The following is a 16,598-nucleotide window of genomic DNA, read 5'->3' as shown; positions in this document are numbered from 1 at the left end:
ATTAACGACTGAGTGTTTACTTAGGTGGTTGTTAAATTGAATTATTTGCTTGAGATGGTGGGTCGTGCAGGATTCGAACCTGCGACCAATTGATTAAAAGTCAACTGCTCTACCGACTGAGCTAACGACCCATCTTGGAAGATCTGATTTTTTACTGCTTAGATGGTGGGTCGTGCAGGATTCGAACCTGCGACCAATTGATTAAAAGTCAACTGCTCTACCGACTGAGCTAACGACCCATCTAAATTGTGTTTCAATGCAAGTAACTGATGAAGTGGTGGGCGATAGCGGGCTCGAACCACTGACCCCCTCCTTGTAAGGGAGGTGCTCTACCAACTGAGCTAATCGCCCACTTCATGACTTATACTACATTATAATAAATAATTGGTGGGCGATAGCGGGCTCGAACCACTGACCCCCTCCTTGTAAGGGAGGTGCTCTACCAACTGAGCTAATCGCCCAATTATTTATTTTTCATCGTCAACGGTGGTGGGCGATAGCGGGCTCGAACCACTGACCCCCTCCTTGTAAGGGAGGTGCTCTACCAACTGAGCTAATCGCCCCGTCGTCGATGGAGGTGCATTATAGGGATACTGAGTTCTGAGTCAACGCTTTTTCAATAGATTTTTTTCGTTCGTTGCAAAAATAATCAAGATGTTTCAATATTCACCAGAAAAGCTGCCTTTTTAATCAATTACCTATCATTTTCTCTTTATTCTTTTAAGAAAAAAACAGAAACTATTTTTAAAGCGCATTTATTTATGTCAAATTTGGCGAAACAAACTAATTTCTTGTCTTCTATCCTGATAACTTGATTGAGGAATCATTGTAGGATGATAGAATAGATATACATTTTAGCAATGCTTAGACATTTCACTGCTTAGAACATCAAACTCGCCATCAAGTTAATTGTGCCTGTTTTTAGTCTTCTAAACAGTAAACAGATAAGCGCTTCAAAAACATGTTTTGCAATTAAGGCAATCTCGATGAGTAAAATCAAAACCCGTTTTGCACCAAGCCCAACTGGCTATTTACACGTTGGTGGTGCACGTACCGCTCTGTATTCCTGGTTATTTAGTCGCCACAATCAGGGCGAATTTGTCCTGCGTATTGAAGATACTGACTTAGAACGCTCAACTCAGGAAGCTATCGACGCCATTATGGACGGTATGAACTGGTTGAATTTAAATTGGGATGAAGGTCCTTACTATCAAACTAAACGCTTTGACCGTTATAATGATGTCATTGACCAAATGTTAGATGCGGGTACCGCTTATCGTTGTTATTGTTCGAAAGAGCGCTTAGAAGCGTTACGTGAAGAGCAAATGGCAAATAATGAAAAGCCTCGTTATGATGGCTGCTGCCGTGACCATGCACACAACCATACACCTGATGAGCCGCACGTTGTTCGTTTCCGTAACCCACAAGAAGGTTCCGTTATTTTTGACGACAAAATTCGTGGGCCAATTGAATTTAGTAACCAAGAGCTGGACGATTTAATTATTCGTCGTACTGATGGTTCACCAACTTACAACTTCTGTGTGGTTATTGATGACTGGGATATGGAAATTACCCACGTTATCCGTGGTGAAGACCATATCAACAACACGCCTCGCCAAATCAACATTCTAAAAGCATTAGGGGCACCAGTACCTGTGTATGCTCACGTTTCGATGATCCTAGGTGATGACGGTAAAAAACTATCAAAACGTCATGGTGCGGTTAGTGTTATGCAATATCGTGATGACGGTTATTTGCCGCAAGCACTTCTTAACTACCTTGTGCGTTTAGGTTGGTCTCATGGCGACCAAGAGATTTTCACTGTTGAAGAAATGAAAGAGTATTTCAGCCTTGACGCTATCAGCAAGTCAGCAAGCGCGTTTAATACTGAAAAACTGCAATGGTTAAACCACCACTATATTAATTCATTACCAGCAGAAGAAGTTGCAACCTATCTTGCATGGCATATTGAACAACAGAATATTGATACCAGCACAGGACCTCAATTAGTTGATCTAATCAAATTACTTGGTGAACGTTGTAAAACATTAAAAGAAATGGCGGAATCTTGCCACTATTTCTACCAAGATTTCGAAGAATTTGACGCTGATGCGGCGAAAAAACACTTGCGACCTGTTGCTCGTCAGCCTTTAGAAGTCGTAAAAGATAAATTAGCTGCGATAACTGATTGGACGGCTGAAAATGTTCACCAAGCCATCGAAGCAACTGCCGCTGAATTAGAAGTGGGTATGGGTAAAGTGGGTATGCCTTTACGTGTTGCTGTGACAGGTGCTGTCCAGTCTCCAGGCCTTGATGTGACCGTTCACGCTATCGGTCAAGCTCGCTCTATCACTCGTATTGAGAAAGCCTTAGCGTTTATCGCTGAACGTGAAGCTTCTGCTCAATAATTTAATATTATTGGCCCTCAATTTATTGGGGGCCAATTCTCTGATTCATCCTCCCTTCTCCACTCAACTGATTGCAAAATGTTCTATATTTCAGCAATTAAACCTAAAACCCTATTATTTTATTGACACTCTAACTTAGCTTGAATATGATGCATCCCGTCCAAAAGATTTTGTTTGGGGCTATAGCTCAGCTGGGAGAGCGCTTGCATGGCATGCAAGAGGTCAGCGGTTCGATCCCGCTTAGCTCCACCATCTAATTCCCTGTTAGGTGGCACAATACAAAACATTTCGATTGGGGCTATAGCTCAGCTGGGAGAGCGCTTGCATGGCATGCAAGAGGTCAGCGGTTCGATCCCGCTTAGCTCCACCAATCATTTAAATACTAAAAGTCACTATTCACCTCTTCCATTTTAAATCAATAATATCTTTTAGATTATGAATTACTGCGCGGTATAACCACCATCAATAGGAATAAATGCACCGGTTATAAAGCTACTTTCTTCTGATAACAAAAAGGCCACCACATTAGCAATTTCTAGCCGAGTAGCCATTCTGCCCATTGGGTGAGTAGAAGCCATCCATTGCTGCGTTTCCTGTGGTAATGCAGTAATATTCGGTGTTTCTATATAGCCAGGGCCAACAGCATTGATACGGATACCTTTTTGAGCGTTCTCTAAGGCAGCGGAACGTGTTAATCCCAGTACCGCATGCTTTGCTGCAGTGTAAGGTGCTATACCCGCTATTCCTGTTACCCCATTGCAAGCTGATAAATTTACGATAGCTCCCCCACCACTACGCAAAATCGCAGGAATACTATACTTCATACCGTGAAATGTCCCTGTTATATCGGTTTCAATCACCTCATGCCAAGCCTCTAAAGGATAATCCTCAATATTGACGCCATGAGGTCCAGTGATCCCCGCATTATTCACCAAATAGTGCAAAACACCGTATTGTTGCTCAATTTTTTCGACTGTTGTTTTAAAGTCTTGTGCATTTGCGACATTCATTTTTATGGCATAGACACGTTGTCCTGTTGGATCTATCTCTCTAGCGGCTTGTTGTAAAGCGACCTCATTGCGCCCCGTAATTACCGTTATCGCGCCAAGTGAATACAGCTTTTGTGCGATAGTAAAACCGACACCTGTCGATGCCCCTGTAACCAATGCCACTCGCTGATTAAACGTCCCCATAGCTCACCTCAATTATGATTAACTTTAGTTAACTATAATTAATTAACTAAAGTTAATCAACTGGTCGTCTTATTATTAAAATCAATATATACTCAATAGATTGAATGTTACGGAGTTTTCATGATGCCAAATTCTCTTGAAGATGCGCTTTCCCTGCTGCAATGTACGCTAGTTGCGCGCAGAGTTAGCTTTACCCCAGAGCAAATAACTTGGGGTCAATATGATGTGCTAGAGATATTGAGATTAAAAGGGGATTTAACACCAAGCCAGTTAAGCCAATCACTTGGCCTCTCTCGCCAAAATTTATCGAAATTTCTTCGAGTTCTGAAATCTTATGAATTTGTCGAGCAATATCAATCTGAAGAAGATAGACGGGAACTGATCACCCGTTTAACCGACAAAGGGCATCATTTTTTGCAGCGTGCAGCCACAGGACGTGCTGAAAATGCAGCTAAGGTCAAAGCAGCATTAACGCCCCAAGAACAAAAACTATTTATTACTTTAAGTCAGAAAATTACTCACGCACTAGGCCACGATTAACCCCGTTTTAAAGGCTTTACCAGCCCTTCTAAGCCTTCTATTTTTATTCCTAGGGTCATCTCCATTAACTGCCCTAAACGTCCAGCAGGGAACTCTCCTTTCTTATAGAACCATAATAAATATTCTTCAGGTAAATCAATTAATATACAGCCTTTATATTTACCAAATGGCATATACGTATTGGCCATATCAATGAGATCTTGTTTTTCCATTGTTATTTCTCTTTCGTATCAAAGCATAAAAAAACGGCGCTCATTTGAACGCCGTTTCTTAATCTAACATGTTTTAGTGGATTACAAAACTAACCCAACAACCGCTGCGGATAAGAAGCTAACTAAGGTTGAACCATACAGTAATTTTAAACCGAAACGAGCCACGGTATTACCTTGTTTCTCATCTAAGCCTTTAATCGCACCTGCAATAATACCGATGGATGAGAAGTTAGCGAAAGAAACTAAGAATACGGATAAGATACCAACAGAACGCTCAGATAACCCACCAGCAATCGCTTGTAAGCCATCCATCGCAACGAATTCATTCGTTACCATTTTCACTGCCATAATTCCGCCAACCTGTAAGGCTTCATCGGCAGGAATGCCGAGCATCCATGCAAATGGATAGAATACGTAACCTAACATGGTTTGGAAGTCGATACCGAATACAGCTGAGAAAATACCGTTAATCATCGCAATGAGGGCAATAAAACCAATCAACATCGCTGAAACGATAATCGCTACTTTAAACCCTGCAAGAATATATTCACCTAACATTTCAAAGAAGCTTTGCCCTTCGTGCAGGTTGCTCATTTGAATATCTTCTTCACCTTCAGGTGGATACGGGTTAATCAGTGATAGTACGACGAAAGTACCAAACATATTTAGAACCAATGCAGCGACCACAAAACGCGGCTCTAACATGGTCATGTATGCCCCAACGATAGACATAGATACCGTTGACATGGCAGTTGCCGCCATGGTGTACATTCTGCGGTCTGACATCCGGTTCAATTGGTCTTTATACGCAATAAAGTTTTCTGACTGACCCAGTAACAATGAACTGACTGCGTTAAAAGACTCTAACTTACCCATACCATTCACTTTCGATAACACGGTACCGATGATACGGATCACGATAGGGAGAATTTTGACGTGCTGTAAGATCCCGATCAACGCAGAAATAAAGATGATTGGGCATAACACTTGCAAGAAGAAGAACGCTAAGTTCCCTTCAATCATGCCACCAAAAATAAATTTAGTCCCTTCTGCTGCATAGCCTAGCAAGTGAGTAAATACCCCTGCCACACCAAGAACAAAAGATTCGCCAATATTCGATTTTAAGAACAAATAAGCTAATGCAATTTGAATAACCAGTAGTTGAACAACATAGCGAGGACGGATCCCTCTACGGTTACTACTGGCTAAAATGGCAAGAGCGGCAATTACTACTAAAGATAAAACGAAATGCAGGATCGAGGTCATATGCGACTCCAACAAATTTAAGAATCAGTCTATGTGCATATTCTATGTAATAGACAACATTTAAATGAGACGGAGGTCACATTAATATGAAAGCTTACTAGGTGTATTTTGCAAAAAGAAGAAGGGGATCACGTTTCAACTATAACAATTCCTAGCATTCGCTTTTTTTGCACAGAAATTTTACTGAGAATTTAAGTTAAGACTTACAACAACCTGCGTATAAAATTGTTGCCTACAGAGATCGTAGGCAACTAAGTCAAATTGAATATAGTTCACTATTAAATATTCAGCAAACGAACCAATTCATTTTCATCAATAACGCGTATGCCAAGTTCATTTGCTTTGGCTAATTTAGAACCAGCGGCCTCACCTGCAATGACCAAATCTGTTTTCTTCGAGACGCTTCCTGAGACTTTTGCACCTAAAGCCACTAACTTGTCTTTGGCTTCATCACGCGTCAATACGCTCATTGACCCTGTTAGCACCACTGTTTTACCTGCAAATGGGCTCTCGATTTCTGCACTATTAACGACTTTTACTTCAGGCCAATGAATATTTGCCTTCGTCAGTAAATCTTCAATCACCGCTTGGTTATGAGGTTCACGGAAAAAATTGACCACATGTTTCGCAACTACATGACCAATATCTTGAACGGTTTTTAGTGACTCTTCATCCGCCGCCATCACAGCCTCAAGTGTGGTGTAATGCGCTGCTAAGTTTGCCGCCGTTGCTTCGCCAACCTCACGAATTCCAAGGGCATAAATAAAGCGAGCCAATGTTGTTTGCTTAGACTTATTGAGTGCATCAACCAGATTCTGTGCCGACTTCGGCCCCATTCTATCGAGGCCAGTTAAAATACCTGCACTTAATTGGTACAAATCCGCTGGGGTTTTGACATACTCTTTTTCAACTAACTGGTCGATAATTTTATCGCCCATGCCATCCACATCCATTGCTCGGCGTGAGACAAAATGCTTCAGTGCTTCTTTGCGTTGTGCCCCACAAATAAGCCCACCTGTACAGCGTGCCACCGCTTCACCTTCAACTCGTTCGATATCAGAACCACATACAGGGCAATGGGTCGGGAAGACAATTTCACGGCTATCTGTTGGTCGCTTGTCAACCACAACACTGACGATTTGTGGAATAACATCCCCTGCTCGACGAATAATGACCGTATCACCGATATGCACGCCAAGGCGTTCAATTTCATCTGCATTGTGTAACGTCGCATTGCTGACCACCACACCTGCGACTTGCACAGGTTCTAAACGCGCCACAGGCGTAATAGCACCTGTACGCCCAACTTGAAATTCAACATCTTTTAATAATGTGACTTGTTCTTGAGCTGGGAATTTAAACGCTGTCGCCCAGCGAGGTGCCCGAGAAACAAAACCTAACTCTTCTTGAATAGCAATTGAGTTAACTTTAATGACTACCCCATCGATATCAAAGCCAAGGTCAGGTCGAACTTGCTCAATTTCATGGTAAAAATCTAATACGGCCTGATGACCAACACGTAATTGAACATAATCACTAACCGGTAAACCCCATGCTTTAAATTGCATCAAACGGTCATAATGAGTGTCCGGTAACGAGCCACCTTCCACAAGCCCAACACCATAACAATAAAAAGTGAGTGGCCTTTTGGCGGTAATACGTGGGTCTAATTGACGTAACGAACCCGCAGCCGCATTACGCGGGTTTGCAAAGACTTTGCCATCCGTTTTACGTGCCTGCTCATTGAGTGCTTCAAAACCTTTTTGGGGCATGAAGACTTCGCCACGGATCTCAACGCGATCAGGAATATTGCTTCCCCTTAAACGCAATGGGATAGCGCGGATGGTTCGTACATTCGCGGTAATATTCTCACCTACGGTCCCATCACCACGAGTCGCCGCTTGTACTAATTCACCATTTTCATACAACAAACTTACCGCTAACCCATCGAGCTTGAGCTCACAACAGAAAGTCAGTTCTTGATGATTTTTCAAACGATCTCTTACCCGCTTATCAAACGCAAGGTAACTTTCTTCATCAAAAACATTATCTAGGGATAACATAGGTATTTCATGGCGTACGGTATCAAACGCAGCCAATGGTGCGGCACCAACACGTTGAGTCGGTGAATCACTTGTGACAAGTTCAGGATGCTGTGCCTCTATCTCTTTTAGACGTTGCATTAACTTGTCATATTCTACGTCTGGAATTTCGGGGGCATCTAATACATGGTATTGATATTCATGATGACGTAACTGTTTTTTTAATTCGTCTATTTCTTGTTTGGTAGTCATGATTCACTCATACAGATAAAAAACCCCCAATTAATGGGGGTTTTGTTCAACGTTTATTTAACTTAATGTGTTTCTAATTCGAGCATGATACACCTCTATTTTTTGAGGTGTCAGCATTTTGCGTTCGTCATCAAGAACAACCCCTCCCGCATCTGATGCGATACGTTGAGCAGCTTGCAACATCAATTTGAAGTTTTGCCCTGCATCACCGTAAGACGGGACCATCATAAACATGGAAACCCCTGGGGTGGTAAAATCAGCCATTGTCTCTGGGTCGAATGAGCCAGGCTTCACCATGTTGGCTAAGCTAAACAAAACAGGCCCCGTACCAGACGGGTTCACATGGCGATGGAATATTTTCATTTCCCCGAATTGGAAACCGGCTTGTAAAATACTTTGCAGTAATAATTCACCTTGAAGTTCCTGCCCTTGCAAAGCGGCTACGTGAAGTACCAGGACTGTCTCCTTGCTACTTGTTGTAGCAGAATCTTCCTGCGGCTCAGCTTTCTTCTCAATATGCTGCGTCTCTTGTTCATAGGTGCTCGGCTGAGGCTCTTCTCTCAATTTGGTTGAATCAATATGTGGTTCAGCGACAGTTTCAGTGGCTGGCTCAACAATCACTTCCTCACTCATATTAATGGTGAGTTGTTCGGGTACATGAACGGGTTCAGTACGTTGATGCATCGTAGGCTCATTATGAACCGGCGATTTAGCCTCAGGCTCCTTGTTCATAATAATGTCAGGTTCAACCGATGCTTTTGGCTGTATATTAGGCTCAACTGGAGACTCATTTTTTACCGGATATACAGGCTCAGTCGCAGCGGGATGAACAGGCGCCTGCTGAGTCGGTTGATTTTCAGTAAATAATGCAGAATCATCATATTCTGATGAATTCTCCTGCATATCGTTTTTTCTACGTTTTACGGGTCTGTCGCGAAATAACTTTGAGCGCTCTTTACGGCTGGTCCATAAACCATGCAGTAATAAAGCGACAATCGCTATCGCACCTACGACCACTAATATCAGACGCAAATCCTGCATCGCTGCTATCTCTAGTTGATGAATGATAATGCCAACACGGCGGAAACTTCCTTAAGATTATTTCTCAATTGCTCTAAGTGCAACCCCCAGAACGATTTTCTTACAAGAAAGAGAATATTCCGCTTTCATTTGCTGCTTTTTTAAGCGAATAATGGCTAGTCAGCCTAATTTCATATCTATATGATACATGGTCAACCGAAAAGGAGAGAACAAGAAGTATGACCCAATCGACATTTTCGACACAAAAAGACCATTCTGGTTTTTATTATTTTACACAAGGCTGGAGATTAATCACTCGGCCCGGTATTAAACGTTTTGTTATTTTGCCCCTATTAGCCAATATTTTATTCTTAGGCGGCGCATTTTGGTGGTTATATACAAAGCTTGGCGGCTGGATAGCCCAAGTGATGAGTTACGTTCCTGACTGGCTACAATGGCTCGATTATGTTATTTGGCCAATCGCTGTTATCTCTATTTTGCTCGTATTTACCTATTTTTTTAGTACGGTTGCTAATATTATCGCTGCACCTTTTAACGGTTGGTTATCAGAAAAACTCGAAGCCGAGTTAACGGGTAAACCATCACCAGATACCGGTGTTGCTGAGTTATTAAAAGATGTTCCTCGTATGATAAAGCGCGAGTTTGTCCGAATCGGTTACTACTTACCTCGCGCTATTGGGTTATTAATCTTATTTTTCATACCCGGTATTGGCCAAACAGTCGCCCCCGTACTGTGGTTTTTATTTGGTGCTTGGATGATGTCAATCCAATATTGCGATTACCCGTTTGATAACCACCGTGTTGGCTTTAACGAAATGAAGCAGGCGCTTGCCAAAGAGCGGATGAGAAACGTTCAATTTGGTGGCGTCATTAGCTTGTTAATGATGGTGCCTTTTGTCAACTTAGTGATCATGCCTGTTGCAGTTTGTGGTGCAACATTGATGTGGGTTGACAGGTATCGTGAGCGTTACGCACGCTACTAATCTATTAAATCATTGCGCAGGTTTATCGCCTGCGCTCTTTTATTTACTTATTATTGTTACACTATAATTATTCCTTAGAACTATTAGATCTAAAATAACATTTCGTTATAAGCTTATACTCAAATCATATTTGCATTAATTTGTTCTTAACGTATGTTGAATCCATCTCATTATTTTTAATTAATACCGATTACATTACTGGCTAACCGATTTTTAAGGATATCCCATGAGCAAAATTTATGATGATAACTCGTTGACCATTGGCCACACCCCTCTTGTTCGCCTAAAACATTTTGGTAATGGCAATATTTTAGCAAAAGTGGAATCTCGCAACCCAAGCTTCAGTGTTAAGTGCCGTATTGGTGCTAACATGATTTGGGATGCAGAGAAAAAAGGTATCCTAAACAAAGACAAAGAATTAGTTGAACCAACTAGTGGAAATACGGGTATCGCTTTAGCCTATGTCGCTGCGGCGAGAGGTTATAAATTGACGTTAACCATGCCTGAAACCATGAGTATTGAGCGCCGTAAACTACTCAAAGCATTAGGTGCCAACCTCGTTTTAACTGAGGGGGCAAAAGGCATGAAAGGTGCAATAGCTAAAGCTGAAGAAATAGTGAATAGCAACCCTAAAAAATACTTATTACTTCAACAGTTTAATAACCCAGCAAACCCTGAAATCCATGAAAAAACCACTGGGCCTGAAATTTGGGAAGATACTGACGGCAATGTCGATGTTGTAGTCGCAGGTGTTGGTACGGGCGGGACGATTACAGGGATTGCAAAATACCTGAAAAACACCAAAGGCAAAGATGTGACTATCGTGGCTGTTGAACCAGAAACATCCCCTGTTATTACCCAAGCTTTAGCGGGCGAAGAAATTAAACCGGGCCCTCACAAAATACAAGGGATCGGCGCTGGTTTTATTCCGGGTAACTTAGATTTAAAATTACTCGATAAGGTCATTCAAATCAGCGATGACGAAGCCATCAAAACGGCTCGTGAGCTGATGGAAAAAGAAGGTATTCTTGCGGGTATCTCATCAGGCGCTGCTATTGCTGCTGCCACTAAAATTGCCGCAGACCCTGCCTATAAAGGTAAAAATATCGTCGTTATTTTACCTTCTTCAGGTGAGCGTTATTTGTCTACAGCCCTGTTTGCTGACATCTCGGCTGAGTAGCATAACTTCGTTACAATATCGTTAAAAAAGCACCTAAATGGTGCTTTTTTTGTGGCATAGATCAAACTTTAGCACGGATGGAGATGATTTATAATTCGGGGTTTAGTATTAAACATAGTAATTATTTTGCACCTCGAAATTAATCACTTTTTAGCCAACCTCTAGGGCGAGTAAAATAATTTGCCAACGAGAAAAAAGTATCGAGTTCGCAAGAAAAACAGAAAAAGGGTTGATACCGCACAAAATAGGAAACCTTTTTTCAAGTTAATAATCTAACTTATACGCAAACCTAGTCTATTTCATCTACAATTGGCTGGGTAATTAAAAAAACGAAAGTTATTGAGGAAATACTATGTTTCAGCAAGAAGTTACTATTACGGCACCAAATGGTCTACATACTCGTCCTGCAGCTCAATTCGTAAAAGAAGCAAAAGCATTCTCTTCCGACATTTCTTTAATTTCTGGCGGCAAATCCGCTAGCGCAAAAAGTTTGTTTAAATTACAAACCTTAGGCCTAACGCAAGGCACAGTTGTGACAATTTCTGCTGAAGGCGAAGACGAAAAAGAAGCCGTTGAGCATTTAGTTAAACTGATGGGCGAATTAGAATAATTTCGCACGAAAATAGCATTTACTGATTTCATTCAATGTCCCTGAGTGATGTCATTCGGGGACATTTGTATAATCGGCTATATTCATTGTCGTCTCTGCAACATCAGAACTCCCAGCACTAGCAGCAGTAAGGTAATATTATGATTTCAGGAATTTTAGTATCCCCGGGTTTTGCTTTTGGTCAGGCTTTAATCCTCAAAGAAGATCCTATCGTTGTTAGCACAAAAAAAATCGCTGACGATCAGGTTGATAAAGAAATTGCTCGCTTTATTGAGGGTCGTAACAAATCAGCCGAACAACTCAATTTGATTAAAGAGAAAGCCGAAAAAAATCTTGGAGCCGAAAAAGCTGAGATTTTTGAAGGTCATATCATGCTGCTGGAAGATGAAGAGCTGGAACAAGAAATAGTCTCTTTAATCAAAGGCGATAAAAAAACGGCAGATGCCGCTGCGTATTCCGTTATTGAAGATCAAGCTCAAGCGCTTGAATCCCTTGATGATGAATATCTTAAAGAACGTGCCGCTGACGTGCGTGATATTGGCAAACGTCTATTAAAAAACATCTTAAATATTCCTATCGTTGATTTAAGTGCAATCAGCGAAGAAGTTATTTTAGTGGCTGCGGATTTAACCCCTTCAGAAACCGCACAGCTAAATTTAGATAAAGTATTAGGGTTTATTACTGATTTAGGTGGCCGTACATCACATACCTCAATTATGGCGCGTTCTCTTGAGTTACCTGCCATTGTTGGAACTAGTGATGCCACCAGCAAAATTAAAAATGGCGATTTCATTGTATTAGATGGTGTCAACAACACCATCCACTTGAACCCATCTGAAGCCGAAATCGACAAACTGAAAGCTTTCCGTGATGAATATCTACAAGAAAAAGAAGAGCTCGCAAAATTAAAAGATTTGCCTGCCATCACCCTTGATGGTCATCAAGTTGAAGTTTGTGCGAATATCGGTACTGTACGTGATGTCGCTGGTGCAGAGCGCAATGGCGCAGAAGGCGTTGGGCTCTATCGTACTGAGTTTTTATTCATGGATAGAGACTCTCTTCCTACCGAAGAAGAACAGTTTCAAGCTTATAAAGCCGTTGCAGAAGCAATGGGCAGCCAAGCCGTTATTGTCCGTACAATGGATATCGGCGGTGATAAAGACCTGCCATATATGAATTTACCAAAAGAAGAGAACCCATTTCTCGGCTGGCGTGCAATTCGTATTTGTCTTGATCGCAAAGAAATCTTACACTCACAATTAAGAGCTATTTTAAGAGCCTCTAAATTTGGTAAACTGCGTATTATGTTCCCAATGGTTATTTCCGTTGAAGAAGTTCGTGAACTAAAAGCAGAGCTAGAAATGCTTAAAGCTCAGTTACGTGAAGAAGGTAAAGCTTTTGACGAGTCAATTGAAGTCGGTGTGATGGTTGAAACACCAGCCGCAGCTGTTATTGCTCGCCACTTGGCAAAAGAAGTTGATTTCTTTAGTATTGGGACGAACGATCTCACTCAATACACTTTAGCGGTCGACCGTGGTAATGAACTGATTTCTCATCTTTACAACCCGATGTCACCTGCTGTCCTAAACTTAATTAAGCAAGTGATCGATGCATCACACGCTGAAGGTAAATGGACTGGGATGTGTGGGGAGTTAGCTGGAGATGAGCGTGCAACCTTATTGCTACTTGGCATGGGGCTGGATGAATTTAGTATGAGCGCAATTTCAATTCCGCGTATCAAAAAGTTAATTCGCAATGCGAGCTTTACTGATACCCAAGCTTTGGCTGAACAAGCACTTGCTCAACCCACAGCGGATGAATTGATGAAACTTGTAGATACCTTTATCCAAGAAAAAACGTTATGCTAAGAACAGCACATTAGTTCGGTCCCATATAAAACGATTAGGAGAAGGTCCATGGGTCTGTTTGACAAACTGAAATCACTCGTTTCGGAAGACAAAAGTAGCAGTGGCAGTATTGAAATTATCGCACCTTTATCGGGTGAGATTGTCAATATTGAAGATGTTCCAGACGTTGTGTTCGCAGAAAAAATTGTTGGTGATGGTATTGCGATTAAACCCGCAGGTAACAAAATCGTTGCCCCTGTAGACGGTACAATTGGTAAAATATTTGAAACTAACCATGCGTTTTCTATTGAATCAGATGATGGTATAGAACTATTTGTTCACTTCGGTATTGATACCGTTGAACTTAAAGGTGAAGGCTTTAAACGCATCGCTGAAGAAGGCCAAACTGTGAAGAAAGGCGACTTAATCATCGAGTTTGATTTAGCGCTGTTAGAAGAGAAAGCAAAATCTGTTCTAACGCCAGTTGTCATTTCTAATATGGACGAAATCAAAGAACTAAACAAACTGACAGGCTCAGTGACAGTCGGTGAAACTGTCATCATGCGTATTAAGAAATAACTTAACTGCCAATATTTAGTTAAAACCATCAGGCCTTGCCTGATGGTTTTTCATTTGTGGGGATTTTTTATTGAGCACAAACTTGCCATTAAATTATCTCACTCATTAAATACACCTGTTGATAAATAACGGTCTCCTCGGTCACAAATTACTGCCACAATAACCGCTCCTGGGTTAGCTTTCGCCACTTTTAACGCGCCGGCAACCGCCCCACCCGAGCTCACTCCACAAAAGATGCCTTCAACTTTAGCTAAAGCTCTCATAGTCTCTTCAGCTTCTTGCTGGTTTATATCCAGTACGCTATCAACTAATGAGCCATCAAAAATACCGGGTAAGTAACCTGGTGACCAACGCCTAATACCCGGAATTTGGCTTTTTTCCGCAGGTTGTAACCCAACAATATGGACATCATCTGACTGGGATTTTAAATAGCGACTTACCCCGGTAATGGTCCCCGTGGTTCCCATACTCGATACAAAATGGGTAATGCGACCATTAGTTTGCTGCCATATTTCAGGGCCTGTTGTTTTAAAATGAGCTAATGGGTTATCAGGGTTGTTAAATTGGTCTAAAACTTTCCCCTCACCTCTTTGTTCCATTTCCTTAGCCAAATCGCGGGCACCTTCCATACCAACAGCCGTACTCACTAAAATGAGTTCTGCACCATAGGCTTGCATTGAAGCTTGCCGCTCTTTGCTCATGTTATCTGGCATGAGTAATTTCAGTTTGTAGCCTTTTACTGCGGCTATCATCGCGAGCGCGATACCTGTATTTCCACTAGTTGCTTCAATTAGCGTATCACCAGGCTTAATTTCACCCCGTAATTGCGCTTCATTAATCATTGAAAATGCTGCGCGATCTTTCACTGAACCTGCGGGGTTATTACCTTCAAGCTTCACCCAAATTTCAGCTTCAATCCCTTGTGTTAAACGCTGAAGCTTTACTAATGGGGTATTACCGATAAATTGTTCCAGAGCCGACACTTTACCATCCTTATAATTTTTATATATAAATAAGAAATAATAGAGATAAGATATTACCCCAATATTGATATGTGAAAATTGAAATCTCTTCACATTAATATTAGAAAAATAGATTATCTTAATTACTATTTCTGATATAGCTAATTGATATATTATATTACAATAAGTTTATAGAATTACCAGTTATATTTCATATAAAAATATGATAAATAAATCTTTTATATCAATCGGTTATGGTGGATTTAATCATAAGGGGAAATAGACTAAATATTTTTAATATAAAGTCTAATCATCGGTCATATACCTAGAAAGTAATAGAAAAGATAACACCAATAATATATTTATTAGTGTTATAAGTTATTGAGTTTTATATTCATGCACTTTCAGCAAGTTGTGGGAAAATTAACGCCTGATCTCCTTGATAGATCTTTGCCTGCTGGCTACCTAAAAAGTAACGTTCACCTCGCGTTGGTATCGTTTTTTCGGACTGCCAAATCACTGACAAAGGCTCTTTCCCCCAACCTAATGGTTGAACGGTTAATTGCCAAAAATGCCCTCTTGGCCCCGATTCTGTAATTCTAACAGGTAAACGGTGCTGTTCATCCACTTCAGCTTGTAATGAGATATCCCAAGGACGTAAAAATACGTCGACTTCACCTTGTTGAACACTGGTATGGTTAAGGGGGAATTCATAGCCATCTATATTTAATGTTGAACCTTTGATGTGGGCAGAAATTTGGTTCACTTCCCCCATAAATTCAAGCACAAAACGGGTTTCTGGTCGCTGCCAAATATCGCTCGGTGTGCCAACTTGCTCAATATGACCTTGGCTCATCACCACCACTCGGTCTGCAACTTCCATGGCTTCTTCTTGGTCATGAGTCACAAAAACACTGGTAAATTTTAATTCATCATGTAATTGACGTAACCAACGGCGTAATTCAATACGCACTTGTGCGTCAAGCGCACCAAAAGGTTCATCTAATAATAAAATTTGTGGATCAACGGCTAAAGCTCTTGCCAGTGCCACACGCTGTTTTTGCCCCCCTGAAAGTTGCGCGGGGTAACGTGAAGCCAGATGGGCGAGTTGAACCATTTCCAGCAATTTTGTTACTTTATCTTTAATAGACTGAGCTGATGGGCGCTGCTTTCTGGGTAAAACCGTTAAACCAAATGCCACATTATCAAACACTGTCATGTGGCGAAATAGTGCATAGTGTTGAAATACAAAGCCAACATGCCTATCTTTCGCATGGATTTTACTAACATCGTGACCATGAAAGCGCAATAACCCCTGACTTTGTTGCTCAAGCCCAGCAATAATCCGCAATAAGGTTGTTTTTCCTGAACCGGAAGGCCCTAATAAGGCAACCATTTCACCCGATGCAATATCCAGTGAAATATCGCTGAGTACTTGGGTTTTACCAAATAACTTACCGATTTTTTCAATTTCAATACTCAT

Annotated in this window: 14 protein-coding genes and 7 tRNA genes; 9 read left to right on the top strand and 12 right to left on the bottom strand. The window is 41.3% G+C overall.

All coding sequences use genetic code 11. From position 1 onward, the window contains the following. Positions 1 to 55 precede the first annotated feature (55 nt). From PR834_RS09300 to PR834_RS09280, 5 genes are all read right to left on the bottom strand, one after another. Positions 56 to 131, bottom strand: a tRNA-Lys gene (locus tag PR834_RS09300). Between the two features lie 32 nt (positions 132 to 163). Then, positions 164 to 239 (bottom strand) — tRNA-Lys (locus tag PR834_RS09295). Positions 240 to 275: 36 nt separating this feature from the next. Beyond that, positions 276 to 351: transfer RNA gene (locus PR834_RS09290), tRNA-Val, on the bottom strand. Between the two features lie 34 nt (positions 352 to 385). Then, positions 386 to 461 (bottom strand) — tRNA-Val (locus tag PR834_RS09285). A 26-nt stretch (positions 462 to 487) separates the two neighbouring features. Beyond that, positions 488 to 563, bottom strand: a tRNA-Val gene (locus PR834_RS09280). A 423-nt stretch (positions 564 to 986) separates the two neighbouring features. Between PR834_RS09280 and gltX the strand changes: the two genes are divergently transcribed. The 3 genes from gltX to PR834_RS09265 all read left to right on the top strand — a co-directional run bounded on the left by gltX (position 987) and on the right by PR834_RS09265 (position 2,778). Next, entirely contained in the window at positions 987 to 2,408 is a 1,422-nt protein-coding gene (gene gltX, locus PR834_RS09275) for a glutamate--tRNA ligase (RefSeq protein ID WP_272536606.1), read from the top strand. 176 nt (positions 2,409 to 2,584) lie between these two features. Beyond that, a tRNA-Ala gene (locus PR834_RS09270) sits at positions 2,585 to 2,660 on the top strand. A 42-nt stretch (positions 2,661 to 2,702) separates the two neighbouring features. Then, positions 2,703 to 2,778, top strand: a tRNA-Ala gene (locus tag PR834_RS09265). Positions 2,779 to 2,848: 70 nt separating this feature from the next. Here PR834_RS09265 and PR834_RS09260 read toward each other — a convergent pair. Then, a complete protein-coding gene (locus PR834_RS09260) occupies positions 2,849 to 3,601 on the bottom strand; it encodes an SDR family NAD(P)-dependent oxidoreductase (RefSeq protein WP_262961156.1) in 753 nt (250 codons plus the stop codon). Positions 3,602 to 3,721: 120 nt separating this feature from the next. On the opposite strand from PR834_RS09260, the gene PR834_RS09255 reads away from it, so the two are divergent. Then, positions 3,722 to 4,141 (top strand): MarR family winged helix-turn-helix transcriptional regulator, encoded by a 420-nt coding sequence (locus tag PR834_RS09255; RefSeq protein ID WP_004264867.1) that lies wholly within the window; start codon positions 3,722 to 3,724, stop codon positions 4,139 to 4,141. Here PR834_RS09255 and PR834_RS09250 read toward each other — a convergent pair. From PR834_RS09250 to zipA, 4 genes are all read right to left on the bottom strand, one after another. Then, on the bottom strand, positions 4,138 to 4,353 hold the full coding sequence (locus PR834_RS09250; protein WP_094961728.1) for a DUF3820 family protein: 216 nt from the start codon (positions 4,351 to 4,353) through the stop codon (positions 4,138 to 4,140). The two genes, PR834_RS09255 and PR834_RS09250, sit on opposite strands and share 4 nt — an antisense overlap. A gap of 81 nt (positions 4,354 to 4,434) precedes the next feature. Beyond that, positions 4,435 to 5,619, bottom strand: coding sequence for a NupC/NupG family nucleoside CNT transporter (locus PR834_RS09245; RefSeq protein WP_004264869.1), 1,185 nt, complete (start codon positions 5,617 to 5,619; stop codon positions 4,435 to 4,437). A gap of 278 nt (positions 5,620 to 5,897) precedes the next feature. Further along, positions 5,898 to 7,913 (bottom strand): NAD-dependent DNA ligase LigA, encoded by a 2,016-nt coding sequence (gene ligA / locus PR834_RS09240; protein ID WP_144141668.1) that lies wholly within the window; start codon positions 7,911 to 7,913, stop codon positions 5,898 to 5,900. Between the two features lie 57 nt (positions 7,914 to 7,970). After that, a complete protein-coding gene (gene zipA, locus PR834_RS09235; protein WP_110591949.1) occupies positions 7,971 to 8,954 on the bottom strand; it encodes a cell division protein ZipA in 984 nt (327 codons plus the stop codon). A gap of 218 nt (positions 8,955 to 9,172) precedes the next feature. Here zipA and cysZ point away from each other — a divergent pair, with 218 nt between their 5' ends. From cysZ to crr, 5 genes are all read left to right on the top strand, one after another. Then, positions 9,173 to 9,937: a sulfate transporter CysZ gene (cysZ, locus tag PR834_RS09230; protein ID WP_004264874.1), complete on the top strand. Its 765-nt coding sequence runs from the start codon at positions 9,173 to 9,175 to the stop codon at positions 9,935 to 9,937. Positions 9,938 to 10,163: 226 nt separating this feature from the next. Further along, positions 10,164 to 11,117, top strand: a complete 954-nt coding sequence (gene cysK, locus PR834_RS09225) for a cysteine synthase A (RefSeq protein ID WP_004264875.1) — start codon at positions 10,164 to 10,166, stop codon at positions 11,115 to 11,117. A gap of 352 nt (positions 11,118 to 11,469) precedes the next feature. Continuing rightward, positions 11,470 to 11,727 carry a phosphocarrier protein Hpr gene (gene ptsH, locus PR834_RS09220; RefSeq protein ID WP_004264876.1) on the top strand — a complete coding sequence of 86 codons (258 nt, stop codon included), beginning with the start codon at positions 11,470 to 11,472 and terminating at the stop codon, positions 11,725 to 11,727. A 140-nt stretch (positions 11,728 to 11,867) separates the two neighbouring features. Then, positions 11,868 to 13,595, top strand: a complete 1,728-nt coding sequence (ptsI, locus tag PR834_RS09215; protein WP_004264877.1) for a phosphoenolpyruvate-protein phosphotransferase PtsI — start codon at positions 11,868 to 11,870, stop codon at positions 13,593 to 13,595. A 48-nt stretch (positions 13,596 to 13,643) separates the two neighbouring features. Beyond that, positions 13,644 to 14,153 carry a PTS glucose transporter subunit IIA gene (crr, locus tag PR834_RS09210; RefSeq protein WP_004264878.1) on the top strand — a complete coding sequence of 170 codons (510 nt, stop codon included), beginning with the start codon at positions 13,644 to 13,646 and terminating at the stop codon, positions 14,151 to 14,153. A 98-nt stretch (positions 14,154 to 14,251) separates the two neighbouring features. Here crr and cysM read toward each other — a convergent pair whose 3' ends face one another. Continuing rightward, on the bottom strand, positions 14,252 to 15,136 hold the full coding sequence (gene cysM, locus PR834_RS09205) for a cysteine synthase CysM (protein WP_036958988.1): 885 nt from the start codon (positions 15,134 to 15,136) through the stop codon (positions 14,252 to 14,254). Between the two features lie 373 nt (positions 15,137 to 15,509). After that, positions 15,510 to 16,598, bottom strand: coding sequence for a sulfate/thiosulfate ABC transporter ATP-binding protein CysA (gene cysA / locus PR834_RS09200; RefSeq protein WP_004264880.1), 1,089 nt, complete (start codon positions 16,596 to 16,598; stop codon positions 15,510 to 15,512).

It is taken from the genome of Providencia sp. PROV182 (assembly GCF_028480325.1).
Classification (GTDB): domain Bacteria; phylum Pseudomonadota; class Gammaproteobacteria; order Enterobacterales; family Enterobacteriaceae; genus Providencia; species Providencia hangzhouensis.
Note: the sequence above shows the minus strand (reverse complement) of the source record. Positions and strands in the feature narration are given on the sequence as shown.

Coding starts and splice junctions, on each gene's coding strand:
- gltX (WP_272536606.1), top strand. CDS start 987: ATGAGTAAAATCAAAACCCGTTTTGCACCAAGCCCAACTGGCTATTTA.
- PR834_RS09260 (WP_262961156.1), bottom strand. CDS start 3,601: ATGGGGACGTTTAATCAGCGAGTGGCATTGGTTACAGGGGCATCGACA.
- PR834_RS09255 (WP_004264867.1), top strand. CDS start 3,722: ATGATGCCAAATTCTCTTGAAGATGCGCTTTCCCTGCTGCAATGTACG.
- PR834_RS09250 (WP_094961728.1), bottom strand. CDS start 4,353: ATGGAAAAACAAGATCTCATTGATATGGCCAATACGTATATGCCATTT.
- PR834_RS09245 (WP_004264869.1), bottom strand. CDS start 5,619: ATGACCTCGATCCTGCATTTCGTTTTATCTTTAGTAGTAATTGCCGCT.
- ligA (WP_144141668.1), bottom strand. CDS start 7,913: ATGACTACCAAACAAGAAATAGACGAATTAAAAAAACAGTTACGTCAT.
- zipA (WP_110591949.1), bottom strand. CDS start 8,954: ATGCAGGATTTGCGTCTGATATTAGTGGTCGTAGGTGCGATAGCGATT.
- cysZ (WP_004264874.1), top strand. CDS start 9,173: ATGACCCAATCGACATTTTCGACACAAAAAGACCATTCTGGTTTTTAT.
- cysK (WP_004264875.1), top strand. CDS start 10,164: ATGAGCAAAATTTATGATGATAACTCGTTGACCATTGGCCACACCCCT.
- ptsH (WP_004264876.1), top strand. CDS start 11,470: ATGTTTCAGCAAGAAGTTACTATTACGGCACCAAATGGTCTACATACT.
- ptsI (WP_004264877.1), top strand. CDS start 11,868: ATGATTTCAGGAATTTTAGTATCCCCGGGTTTTGCTTTTGGTCAGGCT.
- crr (WP_004264878.1), top strand. CDS start 13,644: ATGGGTCTGTTTGACAAACTGAAATCACTCGTTTCGGAAGACAAAAGT.
- cysA (WP_004264880.1), bottom strand. CDS start 16,598: ATGAGTATTGAAATTGAAAAAATCGGTAAGTTATTTGGTAAAACCCAA.